Annotated in this window: 13 protein-coding genes; 4 read left to right on the forward strand and 9 right to left on the reverse strand. The window is 72.6% G+C overall.

Annotated elements, in window-relative coordinates; genetic code table 11:
- Nucleotides 1-9: 9 nt before the first annotated feature.
- Nucleotides 10-1,293, reverse strand: coding sequence for an adenylosuccinate synthase (locus tag OG462_RS21050; protein WP_024760101.1), 1,284 nt, complete (start codon nt 1,291-1,293; stop codon nt 10-12).
- 142 nt (nt 1,294-1,435) lie between these two features.
- Between OG462_RS21050 and OG462_RS21055 the strand changes: the two genes are divergently transcribed.
- Together OG462_RS21055 and OG462_RS21060 are read left to right on the forward strand one after the other, a co-directional pair.
- On the forward strand, nt 1,436-2,242 hold the full coding sequence (locus tag OG462_RS21055; protein WP_406059699.1) for a diacylglycerol kinase: 807 nt from the start codon (nt 1,436-1,438) through the stop codon (nt 2,240-2,242).
- Nucleotides 2,243-2,376: 134 nt separating this feature from the next.
- Nucleotides 2,377-3,786, forward strand: a complete 1,410-nt coding sequence (locus OG462_RS21060) for a hypothetical protein (protein ID WP_406059700.1) — start codon at nt 2,377-2,379, stop codon at nt 3,784-3,786.
- Here the strand turns inward: OG462_RS21060 and OG462_RS21065 are convergent.
- Nucleotides 3,762-4,277, reverse strand: a complete 516-nt coding sequence (locus tag OG462_RS21065; protein WP_406059702.1) for a GbsR/MarR family transcriptional regulator — start codon at nt 4,275-4,277, stop codon at nt 3,762-3,764. The genes OG462_RS21060 and OG462_RS21065 overlap by 25 nt on opposite strands.
- Before the next feature lie 84 nt (nt 4,278-4,361).
- Here OG462_RS21065 and OG462_RS21070 point away from each other — a divergent pair, with 84 nt between their 5' ends.
- Together OG462_RS21070 and OG462_RS21075 are read left to right on the forward strand one after the other, a co-directional pair.
- Nucleotides 4,362-5,288 carry an ATP-binding cassette domain-containing protein gene (locus OG462_RS21070; RefSeq protein WP_406059704.1) on the forward strand — a complete coding sequence of 309 codons (927 nt, stop codon included), beginning with the start codon at nt 4,362-4,364 and terminating at the stop codon, nt 5,286-5,288.
- Nucleotides 5,285-6,859 carry an ABC transporter permease gene (locus OG462_RS21075; RefSeq protein WP_406059706.1) on the forward strand — a complete coding sequence of 525 codons (1,575 nt, stop codon included), beginning with the start codon at nt 5,285-5,287 and terminating at the stop codon, nt 6,857-6,859. Before OG462_RS21070 ends, OG462_RS21075 begins: the two co-directional genes overlap by 4 nt.
- A gap of 66 nt (nt 6,860-6,925) precedes the next feature.
- Here OG462_RS21075 and OG462_RS21080 read toward each other — a convergent pair whose 3' ends face one another.
- From OG462_RS21080 to OG462_RS21110, 7 genes are all read right to left on the reverse strand, one after another.
- On the reverse strand, nt 6,926-8,134 hold the full coding sequence (locus tag OG462_RS21080) for a cytochrome P450 (RefSeq protein WP_406059707.1): 1,209 nt from the start codon (nt 8,132-8,134) through the stop codon (nt 6,926-6,928).
- A 32-nt stretch (nt 8,135-8,166) separates the two neighbouring features.
- Nucleotides 8,167-8,829: a response regulator gene (locus tag OG462_RS21085; RefSeq protein WP_406059709.1), complete on the reverse strand. Its 663-nt coding sequence runs from the start codon at nt 8,827-8,829 to the stop codon at nt 8,167-8,169.
- The gene (locus OG462_RS21090) at nt 8,826-10,178 is read right to left on the reverse strand and encodes a sensor histidine kinase (RefSeq protein ID WP_406059711.1); all 1,353 of its coding nucleotides are present in this window, start codon (nt 10,176-10,178) and stop codon (nt 8,826-8,828) included. The genes OG462_RS21085 and OG462_RS21090 overlap by 4 nt, the downstream gene beginning before the upstream one ends.
- Nucleotides 10,179-10,255: 77 nt before the next feature.
- Complete coding sequence (locus OG462_RS21095; protein WP_406059713.1) at nt 10,256-12,466, reverse strand: FG-GAP repeat domain-containing protein; 2,211 nt, start codon at nt 12,464-12,466, stop codon at nt 10,256-10,258.
- A 108-nt stretch (nt 12,467-12,574) separates the two neighbouring features.
- The gene (locus OG462_RS21100; protein WP_406059714.1) at nt 12,575-13,447 is read right to left on the reverse strand and encodes an alpha/beta hydrolase; all 873 of its coding nucleotides are present in this window, start codon (nt 13,445-13,447) and stop codon (nt 12,575-12,577) included.
- Nucleotides 13,448-13,550: 103 nt separating this feature from the next.
- Entirely contained in the window at nt 13,551-14,753 is a 1,203-nt protein-coding gene (gene kynU, locus OG462_RS21105; RefSeq protein WP_406059715.1) for a kynureninase, read from the reverse strand.
- Nucleotides 14,746-15,603 (reverse strand): tryptophan 2,3-dioxygenase family protein, encoded by an 858-nt coding sequence (locus OG462_RS21110; RefSeq protein ID WP_406059717.1) that lies wholly within the window; start codon nt 15,601-15,603, stop codon nt 14,746-14,748. Before OG462_RS21110 ends, kynU begins: the two co-directional genes overlap by 8 nt.
- Between the last annotated feature and the right edge of the window lie 118 nt (nt 15,604-15,721).

Below are 15,721 nucleotides of genomic sequence, written 5' to 3' on the forward strand. Positions count from 1 at the left end.
TGCGTGCTCCTACAGGAACGAGTTGATCTCGATCGTCTCGGTGCGGCCGGGGCCCACGCCGATCGCGGAGATCGGGGCGCCCGACATCTCCTCCAGGGCCTTCACGTACGCCTGCGCGTTCTTCGGCAGGTCCGCGAAGGTCTTGGCCTTGGTGATGTCCTCGGACCAGCCCGGGAGCATCTCGTAGATCGGCTTCGCGTGGTGGAAGTCGGTCTGCGAGTAGGGCAGCTCCTCGACGCGCTTGCCGTCGATCTCGTACGCGACGCAGACCGGGATCTGCTCCCAGCCCGTCAGCACGTCGAGCTTGGTGAGGAAGAAGTCCGTCAGGCCGTTGACCCGGGTCGCGTAGCGCGCGATGACCGCGTCGAACCAGCCGCAGCGGCGGTCACGGCCGGTGGTGACACCGCGCTCGCCGCCGATGCGGCGCAGCGCCTCGCCGTCCGCGTCGAAGAGCTCCGTCGGGAACGGGCCGGCGCCGACACGGGTCGTGTACGCCTTGAGGATGCCGATGACCCGGCTGATCTTCGTCGGGCCCACGCCGGCGCCGGTGCAGGCGCCGCCCGCGGTCGGGTTCGAGGAGGTGACGAAGGGGTACGTGCCGTGGTCGACGTCGAGCAGCGTGCCCTGGCCGCCCTCGAAGAGGACGACCTTGTCCTCGTCGAGCGCGTTGTTGAGGATCAGCGTGGTGTCCGCGACGAACGGCTTGATCTGCTCCGCGTACTGGAGCATCTCCTCGACGATCTGCGCGGCGTCGATCGCGCGGCGGTTGTACAGCTTGGCGAGCAGCTGGTTCTTGCCCTCCAGCGCCGCCTCGACCTTCTGGACGAGGATCGACTCGTCGTACAGGTCCTGGACCCGGATGCCGACGCGGTTGATCTTGTCGGCGTAGGTCGGGCCGATGCCGCGACCCGTGGTGCCGATCTTGCGCTTGCCGAGGAACCGTTCCGTCACCTTGTCGAGGGTGACGTTGTACGGGGTGATCAGGTGGGCGTTACCGCTGATCAGGAGCTTCGACGTGTCGACGCCGCGCTCGTTCAGTCCGCTCAGCTCGGAGAGCAGGACCGCCGGGTCGACGACGACACCGTTTCCGATCACCGGGGTACACCCCGGCGAAAGGATTCCGGAAGGGAGAAGATGCAGCGCGTACTTCTGGTCGCCGACGACGACGGTGTGGCCGGCGTTGTTGCCGCCCTGGTAGCGCACTACATAGTCAACGGATCCACCGAGGAGATCGGTGGCCTTTCCCTTGCCCTCGTCACCCCACTGAGCACCGAGCAGCACAAGTGCGGGCACAGGCGTACACCCCTTCCGGGTGGGGCATGTCCAAGGTCAGGGGCCGAGGCCGCCTCACCGGTGTGCCCCGGAATAGACGAAGCCCCTGGCGCAATAGCGCAAGGGGCTCTTGCACAAAGATGCTACCCGAGGAAGGACCGAGGTGTCGGCTCACGACCAGCTGCTGGTGGTCATCGACCCGGTCGCCCGCCGAAGTGACGGCGAGTCCGTACGGATCGCGAAAGATGTCTTGTCCGCGGGCGCGGAAGCGAAGATCTGCCTGCCGGACAGCCCGGAAGAATTCTCCCGCGCCCTGGCCCGGCGCGGCTCCCGGCGCCCCGTGGTGCTCGGCGACGACCGTACGCTGCTGCGTACGGTGGCCCTCCTCCACCGGGAGCGGGAGCTCGCCGAAGGGGCCCTCTCCCTCATCCCGATCGGCGCCCCGGACGCCCTGGAACTCGCCCACTCCCTCGGCGTGCCGCGCTCCACCCCGGCGGCCGCCCGGGCCGTCCTCGACGGGACCGTACGGCGCCTCGACCTGCTGGTCGACGACAGCGACGGCGTCGTCCTCGGCGGCCTCCGCATCCCCGGCGTACCGGCCGTACCCGGCCTCGCCTCGGTGTCCCCGACCGTCTGGGGCACCTGCCGCTCCCTGGTCCGCACCCTGGTCCGGCCGGCCCCGACGGCCCTCGCGGTCCGCGCCCTCCGGCTGCGGGTGGAGGCGGACGGGGTGCTGCTCAGCGATGTCGACACCCCGCTGGAGAGCCTGACGGTCCGCTCGGTCGGCGGTACCGCCGAGGTGGTCGTCCACCCCTCGGCCACCCCGCCCCGGCACACCACCGCCGGCGTCCTCACGGTCTCGGGCCCGGACTTCCGCTACCGCGCGGACGGCCGCGTCACGGGGCCGGTCCGCCGCCGGACGTGGACGGTCCGGGAGGGGGCGTGGGGGCTGACGCTTCCCCGCGGCTGACCCGTGCCCCGCGACTGACGCTGCCCCGCGGCCGGCCCTGCCCCGCGGCTGATCGTGTCGCGGAGCCGAGCCGGTGACGGCCGGGCTGGTGCCGGGTACGGCAGCCGTCTACCGTCGCGCGTGGGGTGGACGGCATGCGTGACGGGGGATGGGCGATGGCACGGGCGTTGGATCTGCCGGAGACGGCGGAGGCGCTGGACCGGTACGGGCGAAGAGCGGGCGGGGTGATGGTGAGCGGGGGCGTCCTGTTCGCCCTCGCCGCAGGGGTCGCGCTCGTCGTACCCGGGGAGCCGTGGGCGGACGAACTGATCGGTGCGCTCGTCGCCCTGGGCGTACTCGTGGCCGGCGCCGGTGCCGGGTCCTGGGCCCTGGCGCGTCGGATGAGGCGCGTGCTCGGCTCCGGGGCCTGGTCGGCGCATGCCGCGGTGGGGGTGCGGATCATGCGGACCACCGAGGCCGTGGTGCTGCGGTCCCCGGCCGGGGAAGGGCTGTGGCCGCTGGAGGTGGTCGCGATGCGGCAGCGGTACGAGCCGCTGCGGCCGGGCCCCGACGGGGTGATGTGGTGGTGCGGGGACCCGTCCAGGGGCGGGGTGGTCGCGCCGCCCGGCGGCGGGGCGCTGATCTGGACCAGGACGGTGAAGCACCGGCGGGCCCGGCGGCGGATCGTGGAGCAGGCCACGCGGATGGGACTCCTCGGCCGGGCTGCCCCTGTCCAGCCACAGGTGCGGGTTCATGTGCCGCCGGTCCCGGATCCGGTCCCGACGACCGTTCCCGCCCCGACGACCGTTCCGGCCCCGCGCGTGAGTCTGGTCAAGCGACCCGAGTCCGACACGTCCGGCGCCCCGACGTACGCGCGGCTCGCGGCCCACGCCGGGCGGCAGGCCGTGCCACGGATCCGGACCCGGACCCGGCGACCGGAGGCGGACGTCCGCCAGGTGGCGTGGTGGCGCGTGCGGAGCCTGCGACGGGCCGCCGGGGTCGGCCGGGTACTGATGTCGCTGGCCGTCTGCGCGGTGGCGGCGGTGGCGGCGGTCCTCCGGCCGGAGGGGAGCGGCCTGATGAAGCTGTTCGTCGTGGCGATCGTGGGGCTCGTGGCACTCGCCCACTCCGGGCACGGCCTGCTGACCGGCGGGATTCCCGCGGTCCGGCTGATGGCCCGGGCCGCGCACTCCCCCGTACCGGTCCCGCGGCGGTACGTACTGCTCCACGACCCGAAGGACGGGGTTCCCGTTCTGGTCGTCTTCCCCGCCCACGGCGGAGCGCACGCCCCGCCCGAGGGGCTTCTCGCACTGTTGCACCCCGGCACCGGTAAGCGCCCGTGGCTCGGGTTGCCGTCGGAGCCGACCGGGACCGTCGAGCTGCGGGGCTGGCGCGACTTCTCCGCCGACGGCCTGCCGGTCGTCGTCCCGCGGTTCGAGGGGCGCGCGCTGTGGCCGGCGGGGCCGTACCGGCCGGCGGGCGGGGCGGAGGGCGCCGCGCTCCTCGCCCGGCTCGCCCCACCCATGGCCGCTCGGGCCCGTCAGGAGGAGAGTTCGGCTCCCTGAGCCGCCTTGTAGGCGCTCCAGCGGTCCATGATTCCCAGCATCTCCCGCTGGAGGAACGCGAAGAACTCGGCCGTCTCGGCGGTGCGCGTGCCCGCCGCCGAGTCCGGGCCGAGCAGCTCGGAGCCGTCGCGGAGGACCTTCTCCCAGCGGGTGAGGACCTGGTCTCGGCGGGTGAAGGTCTCGTACCAGAGCTCGTTGTGGAGGACGTACCGCTCGCGTCGGGTGCCGGGGTCGCGCTCGCGGCTGACCATGCTGACCTGGCTGAGGTAGCGGATCGCGCCGGAGACCGCCGCCGGGCTGATCTGTAGTTGTCCGGCGAGTTCGGCCGAGGTCATGGAGGCGGTCTCGGAGGCGAGGAGCGCCGCGAAGACGCGGGCGCCCATGCGCTGCATGCCGGCTTCCGTCAGCTCGGCGGCGAAGCGCTCCACGAAGCGGGACACGGCCTCCTCGTTGCCTTCGCCGCTGCCCTCGGTGGTCGTCATGCCGGTCATCGTCTCCCTCACTCGCTCCGCCGCCCCAACTTTATACGCTTCCTTAACTTCACAACTTTGTGAAATGAGCGTACGTTCTGAAACATGACGAAGGCAACCAGCATCGCCGGACTGCACAAGTCCTTCGGGCGTACCCACGCGCTCGACGGCCTCGACCTCGCCGTCGAGACCGGCGAGGTCCACGGCTTCCTCGGCCCCAACGGCGCCGGGAAGTCCACCACGATCCGGGTCCTCCTGGGCCTCCTGCGGCCCGACTCCGGCGCCGCCATGCTCCTCGGCGGAGACCCCTGGCAGGACGCCGTCGCACTGCACCGCCGGATCGCCTACGTCCCCGGCGACGTGACCCTGTGGCGCAACCTCTCCGGCGGCGAGGTCATCGACCTGTACGGGAAGCTCCGGGGCGGCCTCGACAAGGCCAGGCGGGCCGAGCTGATCGAGCGCTTCGAGCTCGACCCCACCAAGAAGGGCCGCACCTACTCCAAGGGCAACCGGCAGAAGGTCGCCCTCGTCGCGGCCTTCGCCTCCGACGTCGACCTGTACGTCCTCGACGAGCCGACCAGCGGCCTCGACCCGCTGATGGAGGAGGTCTTCCAGAGCTGCGTCCAGGAGGCCCGCGACCGGGGCCGCACCGTCCTGCTGTCCAGCCACATCCTCAGCGAGGTCGAGACCCTCTGCGACCGGGTCAGCATCATCCGCAAGGGCCGCACCGTGGAGTCCGGTTCGCTCGCGGAGCTGCGGCACCTGACCCGTACCAGCGTCACCGCCGAACTCGCCGCCGCGCCCGACGGCCTCGCCCACCTCCCCGGCGTCCACGACCTCGACGTCCAGGGGTTCCGGGTGAAGCTCCAGGTCGACACCGACAAGCTCGACGCCGTCCTGCGTTCCCTGACCGCCTCGGGCGTACGGAGCCTCACCAGCACCCCGCCCACCCTGGAGGAGCTGTTCCTCCGGCACTACGAGGACGAGCACGTCGCGGACGGGCACGTCACGGACGAGGTGACCGCGCGATGAGCGCCGCCGCCCTCGCCGGCACCGGGACCCTCACCCGGCTCGCCCTGCACCGCGACCGACTGATGATCCCGGTCTGGGCGCTCGTCACCGGCGGCCTGGTCGCCAGCGGTGCGGGCTCGCTCGAAGGGCTCTACGGCACCGCCGCCGAACGGGCCGACGCCGCCGCCTCCATGACCGCCAACAGCTCGATGCGCGCCCTCTACGGGCCGGTCTTCGACGACTCCCTCGGCGGGCTCGTCGCCTGGCGGTTCGGCACCTTCGCCGCCGTCCTCGCCGCCGTCGCGAGCCTGATCGTGGTCGTCCGGCACACCCGCGAGGAGGAGGAGACCGGCCGTCAGGAGATGCTCTCCGCCGGCGCGGTCGGCCGCCGGGCCCCGCTCACCGCCGCCCTCCTCGCCGCGCTCGTCGTCAACACCGCCGTCGCCCTCATCGTCACCGCCGGCCTCGCCGGGCAGGGCGCGGCCGGGGCGCTCGCCCTCGGCCTGGCGATCGGCGGCACCGGCATGGTCTTCGCGACGACGGCCGCGCTCGCCGCCCAGCTGACGGAGAGCGCCCGCCTCGCCAAGGGGCTGACGGGCGCCGTCCTCGGCCTCGCATTCGTCCTGCGGGCGGCCGGGGACTCCGGGACGGCGGACGGCAGCAGCGCCCTGACCTGGCTCTCGCCGATCGGCTGGGCCGAGCACGTCCGCGCCTTCGCCGGTGAACGCTGGTGGGTGCTGCTCGTGATCGCCGCGGCCGTCCTGGCCCAGACGGCGGCGGCGTACGCGCTGACCGCCCGCCGGGACGTCGGCGCGAGCTTCCTCGCGACCCGGCCCGGCCCGGCGGAGGGCAGGCTGGCGACGGCGGGCGCGCTCGCCCGGCGGCTCCAGCGCGGCACGCTCCTCGGCTGGTCACTGGGCTTCCTGCTCGGCGGGCTCGTCTTCGGCGGGATGGCCGAGGGCGCCGCCGACATCGTCGGCGACAACGAGGCCGCCCGGCAGATCTTCGAGCGCATGGGCGGCCAGAGCGCCCTCACGAACGCCTTCCTCGCCACCATGGTGTCCCTCTTCGGGATGCTCGCCGCCCTGTTCGCGGTCGGCTCGGTGCTGCGGCCGCACGGCGAGGAGACCTCGGGCCGGGCCGAACCGCTCCTCGCGAACGCGCTCGGCAGGCTCCGCTGGGCGGCCGGCCACCTGGTGATCGCCTTCGGCGGCTCGGCCCTGATCCTTGCCCTCAGCGGGCTCGGCCTCGCCCTCTCGTACGGGCACGATCCCGGCCCGATCCTGGGCGCCTCGCTCGCCCAGCTCCCGGCGGTGTGGACGCTGGCCGGACTCGCGGTCCTGCTCTGGGGCGTGGTCCCGAAGGCCGCGACCGCCGCGTGGGGCGCGGCCGGGCTCTGCCTGGCCCTCGGCTGGATCGGCCCGGCGCTCGACCTGCCGCAGGCCGCCCTGAACCTCTCCCCCTTCGGCCACCTGCCCAAGCTCCCGGGCCAGGAGATGGCCTGGACCCCGGTCCTGGCGCTGACGGTCCTGGCGGCGGCGCTCGTGGCGGCGGGACTGGCGGGACTGCGGCGGCGGGACATGGTGAGCTGAGGTCAGCCGAGCCGAGCCGAGCCGGGGTGAGGCGAGCCGAGCACTGCTGCTTCGTAGGAGCAGTGCTCACACCTCCACCACCAGCTCCTCGAACCCCCTGATCACGTACCCCGGCTTCCGTACCGGCTCCGCCACGAGCCGCAGCCCCGGCGCCTGCTTCAGCAACTCCCCGAAGACCGCCGTCAGTTCGAGGCGGGCGAGCGGGGCGCCGAGGCAGTAGTGGATGCCCGCGCCGAAGGTGATGTGCGGGTTGTCGGCGCGGGTGAGGTCGAGGGTGTCGGCGGTCGGGCCGAAGCGGGCCGGGTCGCGGTTGGCGGAGCCGAAGAGCAGGGCGACCTCGGAGCCGCGCGGGATGGTCTGCCCGCCGATCTCGATGTCGTCGAGGACCCAGCGCTCGAACATCTGGAGCGGGGTGTCGTACCGCAGAAGTTCTTCCACAGCTGTGGACAACTTTTCGGGATCCGGACGGACGTCGTTCCGCAGGAGCGTCCACCAGCCGTTGACCGTGGTGTTCACGGTGGCCTCGTGGCCCGCGTTCAGGAGCAGCACACAGGTGGAGATCATCTCCTGCTCCGTCAGCTCCTCCACCCCGACGAGGCCCGAGATCAGGTCGTCCCCCGGATTCCTCCTGCGCCGCGCGATCAGCTCCCGCAGATAGTCCGAGAACTCGACCGAGGCCTCGACCGCCCGCCGGGCCGTCTCCTCCGAGGGGTTCAGCTCGAACATCCCGCAGATCGCCGCCGACCAGGGCCGCAGCCGCCCCCGCTCCTCGTCGTCCTCGGGAACGCCCAGCATCTCGGCGATCACCGCGACGGGCAGCGGCTCCGCGACCACGGCCTGCAGGTCGCCGCCGCCCGCCGCCACCAGGTCCCCGACCAGTGCGGCGGCGAGGCGCCGTACCGTCGGAGCCAGGTTCTCCACCGTCCTCGGCGTGAACGCCTTCGACACCAGACGCCGGATCCGGCTGTGGTCGGCCGCCTCCAGATCGAGCAGCCCGTGGTCGTTGAGCGTGTGGAAGGGCTCGTACGCGGCGGCCGGAGCCTCCTGCCCGAACTCCTCGTGGGTGAAGCGGTGCGTGTACGTCCGCCCGAGCCGCCGGTCCCTGAGGAGCGCCGACACGTCCTCGTAGTGCGGGATCAGCCACTGCCGGGTCGGACCGTGCCAGTGGGCACGGCCCGCCTCCCGCAGCGCGGCGTACGCGGGGTACGGATCGGCGACGAAATCGGGCGACCAGGGGTCGTACGCGGCGACAACAGCGTCCATGCGAGCGTCCATGACCGGACGCTACCCGCGCCCCGGAGCCCGCTCTAGCCGCCGACGCGCACCAGGCCCGCCTCGTACGCGAAGACCGCCGCCTGCGTCCGGTCCCGCAGCGCCAGCTTCACCAGGATCCGGCTCACATGCGTCTTGATCGTCGACTCGGCCACGACGAGATGCTCGGCGATCTCGGCGTTCGACAGACCCTGCGCGATGAGCACGAGGACCTCCGTCTCGCGCTCCGTCAGCTCCCCGATCTGCGCCATCGCCGGCGGGCGCGGAGAACTCCCCGGCGCCTTCGCGAACTCGGTGATCAGCCGCTTCGTGACGGTCGGCGCGAGCAGCGCCTCGCCGGCCGCGACGACGCGCACCCCCTCCGCGAGCTGCCGGGCCGAGGCGTCCTTGAGCAGGAAGCCGGAGGCCCCGGCGCGCAGCGCCTGGTACACGTACTCGTCGAGGTCGAAGGTGGTCAGCACGAGCACCTTCGCGTCCGCGTCGGCGGCGACGATCTCCCGGGTGGCGTCGATGCCGTTCAGCTCGGGCATCCGGATGTCCATGAGGACCACGTCGGGGCGGAGGGCGGCGACCTGCGCGACGGCCTCCCGGCCGTTGACCGCCTCCCCGACGACCTCGATGTCCGGCATCGCGCCGAGCAGCACCGAGAATCCCTCGCGGACCATCATCTGGTCGTCGACGATCAGTACGCGGATCACTGGCCGGCCCCCTCACGGTCCTGGTCGCGGTCACGGTCGTGGTCGCGGCTCACGGGGACGAAGGCGGCCACCTCGTAGCCACCGTCCTCGGTGGTCTCGGCCGTCATCTCCCCGCCGAGCATCGTCACACGCTCCCGCATGCCGGTGATGCCGTGCCCGGCGCCCGGCGAGGGCTTCACGAGCCCCCGCGCCGGCCCGTTGGCGATGCGCAGGCCCAGACCGCCGAGGACATAGCTGACCTCGACCTTCGCGGCCGCGCCCGGCGCGTGCCGCAGCACGTTCGACAGGGCCTCCTGGACGATCCGGTACGCGGAGAGCTCCACGCCCTGCGGCAGCTCCCGTACGGCGCCGGTCACCGTCTTCTCGACGACGAGCCCGGCCTCCTGCACGTTGCGGACGAGCGAGTCCAGGTCGGCGAGGGTCGGTTGCGGGGCGTCGGGAGCCTCGTAGTCCTCGGCACGGACGACACCGAGGATGCGGCGCAGCTCGGTCAGCGCGGCGACCGCGTTCTCCCGGATGGTGAGGAAGGCCTGCTCCAGCTCCGGCGGCGGGTTCTCGACCCGGTACGGGGCGGCCTCCGCCTGGATCGCGACCACCGACATGTGGTGGGCGACGACGTCGTGCAGCTCGCGGGCGATCGTGGTGCGCTCCTCCAGGAGGGTCCGCTTGGAGCGCTCCTGCTCGGTGACGGTCAGCTGGGCGGTCACCTCGCGGTCGGCCTGGCGGCGGACCTGGAGGACGGTGACGGCGAGGAGGACCAGGGCGGCGACGAAGAGCAGCGGGACGGCGTCGGAGTTGTATCCCCTCCCGAGGAACATCTCCGTGAAGAGGGAGAAGGCGGCCGTCACGAGCCACATCCACGCCGAGGTGCGGGGCCGGGAGCGGGCCGCGACCACGCCGAGGACCACGAGGTGGGAGAAGAACGTGATGTGCGACCAGGGCCAGCCGGCGTCGTAGCCGGTGAGGTAGCCGATGACGGGCGCGGTGGCGAGCGAGGCCCAGAAGGCGAGGACCGGCCGCACCAGGGTGAGCAGCACGATCGCGGGCGGGGTGCAGACGACCATCAGCGTCAGCGGGGCGAAGCTGGTGTCGAATTCCTCGTACCCCAGCGCGAAGGCGATCATGGCGAGGAACGCGACGACCACGTGCGGGAACAGTCCGAGGTGCGGCCGTATCCCCTTCGGCAGGAAGCGCGCCACCTTGGGGTTCACCTCGGCCGGCTGGAGCGGCCGGTAGGCCGACGCGTCGTGGAAGAGTTCCTGCCGCAGCCCGCCGAGGACGACCTGGACCAGGTGGAACTCGGGGGCGCGGCTCGTCTCGGGGGTCTGTGTCTGAGTCACGTCGACCACGGTACGTGCGGCGGGGGACCCGGTCGTCCCGCTCGTTGCGGATCCTTCCGGGTCCCCCTTGAGGACTAGGGCAGGCCTCAGGAGACGTTGTTGAACTTGGAGCCGTCGCCCGCGTACAGCGTCGTCGTCTGACGGCTGAAGGGGGCGGTGACGCTGCCCGTCGAGCGGTAGACGTACGTGCCGCCCGACCCGTACGCGATCAGGTCCGGGCGACCGTCGTTGTCGAGGTCACCGGCGCCGACGAGCTGGGAGAAGGCGCCCCAGCCGGCACCGATCCTCACGCGGGGGGCGAAGCCGCCGGTGCCGTTGCCCTGGTAGAGCCAGAGGACGCCGGCGGTGTCGCGTGCGACGAGGTCACCGGCCGCCGAGCCCGCGATGTTGCCGACGGCGGTGATCTGGTTGTAGACCTGCCAGCCGCCGCCGACCTTCACCCGGGTCGCGAACGGCTTCGCGTAGCTGCCGGTGCCCTTGTAGAACCACAGGACACCGGCGCCGTCCGTGGCCACCAGGTCGGAACGGCTGTCGCCGTCGAGGTCCGAGCCGCCGGCGAGCTTGTTGTAGATCTGCCAGCCCGTGCCGACCTGCAGCCGCGTGGCGAACGTGCCGTCACCCTTCCCCAGGTAGAGCCACTGCACGCCGGATCCGTCGACCGCGACCACATCGCCGTTGGCGGCACCGCCCACGCTGCCGACGGCCTCGATCTGCTTGTACACCCCCCAGCCCGCGCCGATACGGGTGCGCTTGGCGACATTGACCTGGCCGTAGTCCGGACGGTCCCGCAGGTCGTCGCGCCACAGCACGCCGGAGGCGTCCCGGGCGAGGACGTCGGTGGAACCGTTGTCGTTGTAGTCGTGCGGGTTGTACGCCCGGGCGAGGTTCATGAACCAGCCCTGGTAGGCGGGCTCGCCGACACCGTCGAGCGGCGTCGCCTCGGCCTCCACGCCGTACTTGCCGTTCGGCGCGTCGACCCCGTCGATGACACCGTCCCAGTCGAAGGAGAACAGGGTGCCGGTGGCCGGTGCGGCCACACGCGTCCGGAACTCCTTGCCCGTGGCGATGTGCGTGAGCGTGACGTCGAGGTAGGCGTCGCGGCGCGACAGCGTCCAGCCCAGGGTCACCCTGCCGCCGGACTTGTCGAGGTTCACCACTTCGGGGACGTGGACCTGCTCGATCGCCAACGGCATCACCACCGTGCCCGTCTCGGCCACCTTGGTGACGGTCGGGGTGCCGTCCGCACCGGCCACGACGCGGAACAGTCCGTCGCCGTCCGCGGCCCGGCTGCCGCGCAGCACCGCGCTGCCGTCGTCCGATGACGACACGCCCGACGCCGAGACGCCGAGCTCGTGGATCTCGCCCGTGGCGAGGGAGACGGCCTTGGCGGGCGTCTTGGGGTTGCCGTAGACCAGCCACTCGCCCATGAGCGTGCTGTACCACTCGTCGAGGTGGGAGCCGAGGACGGTCTTCTTCTGCTCGCCCGTCTTGCGGTCGACGGACGTGATGTAGTCGCCGGTACCGCTCTCGTAGCCGAACCAGGTCACGTGCGAAGCGGAGAAGTTCAGGCCGCCGTAGCCGAACCCGGACTCGGGAGAGGCGTACGTCGCGGTCACGGTCCCGGCCGCCACGTCGACCAGGGCCCGGCCGCCGGTCCGCGCGCCCTCCGGTCCGGTCTCGAACCCGACGAAGACCTGGCCGTCGTGGGCCCCGGAGCCGAAGAAGTCGGTGGCGTTCGCCGGCAGGCCCGCGATCTTGCGGCTGGTCGTCGTGGCGCCGTCCTTGGTCACGACGTGCAGTTCGGCCTGGCCGACTTCGTTCATCACCTGCGCGAGCACGCTCGTCGGGCTGAGCACGGCCACGTAGTTGCCGTTCAGCGCGGCGAGGTCGATGGTCACGGCCGGGGCGGCCGGGGCGGCCATGTTCCGCAGGGTGATGGAGCGGAACTCGGCGGACCAGGAGGCGTCGCCGAGGACGACCACGTCACCGGCCCCGACAGACCAGCCGTCGGGGTCCTGGAGCGGGGTCGCGGCGCCGCCGTCGTACGGCGTCCAGAGCAGGTTCCGGGTCCCGTCGGACGCGAAGGAGTACGTCAGGAAGCCGGAGGAGCCCACGCCTCCGAAGTCGCTGCTTTTCGGGAAGACGGGAAGAGCAGCGGCCTGCTCGGCCGAGGCCGGGGCCGAGGTGGCCGCGAAGGCGGCCGGGGCGGTGGCGAGCGTGCCGGCGCCCATCGCCGTGACGGCGAGGACGGCCGTGACGGCCAGGGCGAGACGGCTGCCGGTGGAGCGGAGCTGCAAGGTAGAACCTCCACGAGGAAGATCGGACACGGGAGTGCCGCGCCCGATCAGACTCGCGATCGGTTCGAAGGGTTGTACGGAACCTCGCCGGAACATTCCGCTCCGGGGTCACCAGGCCAGTTGGGCGATCTCCTCCGCCACCACCGCGCACGCGTCCGCCGCCGGGTCGATCAGCGGGAAGTGGCCGACCTCCTCCAGGAGCGTCATGCCGACCGCCTCGCCCGCCTTCGCCGCCGCCTCGGCGTACGCGTCGGCGACGGTGTACGGCACGTCGAGGTCCTCGCGGCCCTGGACGACGGTGGTCGCGATCCCCGTCGGGAGCAGCGCCGACGGGTCGGCGTGGGCCGCCCGCTCCACGTACGCGGAGGGGTCGCCCAGGAGTTCGGTGACCGCGCCGCCGCACACCCCCAGCTCGATCGACCGGCCGAAGTGGGCGATCGGGGCGAGGGCGACGACCCCGCGCAGGGCGGGCGGGGCGGGCAGCCGCCACGGGGAGCCGACGGGCAGGACGTGCCGGGCGGCGGCCCACAGGGCGAGCTGGCCGCCCGCCGAGTGGCCGGTGAGCACGATCCGGCCGGTGTCGGCCTGCGGCAGGTGTACGGAGGCGAGCTCCGGTACGGCGTCGAGCGCGGCGGCCACGTCGTCGAAGGTCTCGGGCCAGCGCCCGGCGACCGGGGCGGCGCCACCCTGACGGGGGATGTCGCTACTGCCGCGCCGGTACTCGACGTTGGCCACGGCGAAGCCGCGACGGGCCAGGAAGTCCACGAACGGGGTCAGGTGCTGCCGGTCGTAGGGGGCCCGCCAGGCACCGCCGTGCAGGGCGACGACGAGCGGCGCCCGGGTGTGGCCACCGCGCGGGGCGTAGAAGTCGATCACCTGGTCCGGGTGGTCGCCGTACGCGGCGGAGGCGTCGGGGGCGACGGCCGGGTGCGAGAAGGCGGACGCCTCTTCGGCGGCGGCGCGCGCGGCGGGGTCCGGCATGCTGTTCCAACCTCTCGGGTACGGGGCCGAATTGGCCTGACCTGCGGGGACGGTACCAGGAGTGGAGCCCCCGCAGATCAGGCGATCATCGGACCGTCATCCCTCAGGCGGGGAGGTCGGCCAGGACCTCCGCGAGGACCCGCGCCGCCTTCTCCGCGTCCGCGAAGCCGACGTACAGCGGCGTGAAGCCGAACCGCAGCACGTCGGGGCGGCGCAGGTCGCCGACGACCCCGCGCTTGATCAGCTCGGCCATCACGGCGGGCGCGTTCTCGCAGCTCAGTGCCACCTGGCTGCCGCGCTCGGCGCGCGCTCCGGGCGTCACCGGGACGACCCGGCCCTCGGGGGCGTAGGCGGCGACGCACTCCAGGAAGAAGTCCGTCAACGCGAGGGACTTGGCGCGCACGTCCTCGATCGCGACCCCGTCCCAGACGTCGAGCGCCGCTTCGAGGGCCAGCATGGAGAGGATGTCGGGCGTGCCGACCCGGCCCCGTACGGCGCCCGCGGCGGCCTCGTACCCGGGGGTCATGGCGAACGGGTCGGAGTGCGAGTTCCAGCCCGGCAGCGGCGAGTCGAAGGCGGCCTGGTGACGCTCGGCGACGTACAGGTAGGCCGGCGAACCGGGCCCGCCGTTCAGGTACTTGTACGTACAGCCGACGGCCAGGTCGACCCCGTGCGCGTCCAGGCCGACGGGCAGGGCGCCCGCGCTGTGGCACAGGTCCCAGACGGCGAGCGCGCCCGCCGCGTGGAGCGCGGCGGTGAGGCCCGGCAGGTCCTGGAGCCGGCCCGTGCGGTAGTCGACGTGGTTGACGAGCGCGAGGGCCGTGCGGTCGCTCACCGCGTCCGCCATGTCGGCCGGGTCGCACGCCACGATCTCGTGACCCGTCATGCGCGCCGCGGACTCCGCGATGTACCCGTCCGTGGGAAAGGTCGTCGCGTCGACGAGGATCTCGTCCCGGTCGTCGCCGTTGATCCGGGCCGCCGCGACGACCGCCTTGAAGACGTTCACGCTGGTCGAGTCACCGACCACGATCTGCCCCGGGGCGGCGCCGACGATCGGCGCGATCCGGTCGCCGATCCGCTCGGGCGCGGTCCACCAGCCCGACTCGTCCCAGGAGCGGATGCGGAGCTCGCCCCACTCGCGGGTGATCACGTCGGCCATGCGGGCCGGTACGTGGGCGGGAAGCGCGCCGAGGGAGTTGCCGTCGAGGTAGACGGTCCCGGCGTCGAGGGCGAACTTCTCGCGGTGCTTGCCGAGTTCGTCGGCGGCGTCGAGTTCCAGGGCCCTGGCCCTGAGGAGGTCAGACATGGCTGCGCGCCGTCCAGAGCTCCGGGAACACGTTCTTCTGGGCCCGCTTCTCCAGCCAGGCCACGCCCGCCGAACCGCCGGTGCCGGTCTTCGCGCCCATCGCGCGCCGGGTCGCCACCAGGTGGTCGTTGCGCCATCGCCAGACCAGTTCGGCGACATCGCTCAGGGCCTCGCCGAGCCGCACGAGCTCGCCGTTCTGGTCGGCGTCCGCGTAGATCCCGGCCCAGACCGCCTCGACCTCGGCCGAGGGCTCGTATCGCTGCGCCAGGTCACGGCCGAGGACGGCGGCCGGGACGGGCAGGCCGCGGCGGGCGAGCAGCCCGAGGACCTCGTCGTACAGGCTCGGCTCCTGGAGGGCCTTCTCCAGCTCGGCGTGGACGCGGGGCGCGCCCCGGTGCGGGACGAGCATGGACGCGGACTTCTCGCCCAGCAGGAACTCCATCCGGCGGTACATCGCGGACTGGAATCCGGAGCCCTCGCCGAGCGCGGCCCGGTAGGCGTTGAACTGGGCGGGGGTGAGCTGGGCGAGGGGACGCCAGGAGTGGTTGAGGGCCTCCAGCTCGCGCACGGAACGCTTGAGCGCGTCCATCGCGACGGGGACGCGGTCCTCGCGCAGGGCGCGGCTCGCGGTCTCCCACTCGTGGACGATCACCGTGAACCACAGCTCCATGACCTGGGTGGTGACCAGGAAGACCATCTCGCCCGGGTCGTCCGAGCGGAGGTGCTGGAGGTGGGTGAGGACGTCCGCCTGGACGTAGTCCTCGTACGGCGTGGTACCCGCAAAGTCGAGGTTCGGGTCGTGGGTGACCGAACCGGCTCCGGAATCGGGAGAACCCGGGGAGAGTGACATTTCTGTCTCCTCGATACGAACTACCGGGTAGCGGTCTGCTCCACCGTACGCACGGTTTGCCGTGCGGCACGGGAGCCCCGGTCCCCTCGGGAGGCGGGCTTCGTCGCGCGCCGTCCCA

It is taken from the genome of Streptomyces sp. NBC_01077 (assembly GCF_045162855.1).
In the GTDB taxonomy this organism is placed as follows: domain Bacteria; phylum Actinomycetota; class Actinomycetes; order Streptomycetales; family Streptomycetaceae; genus Streptomyces.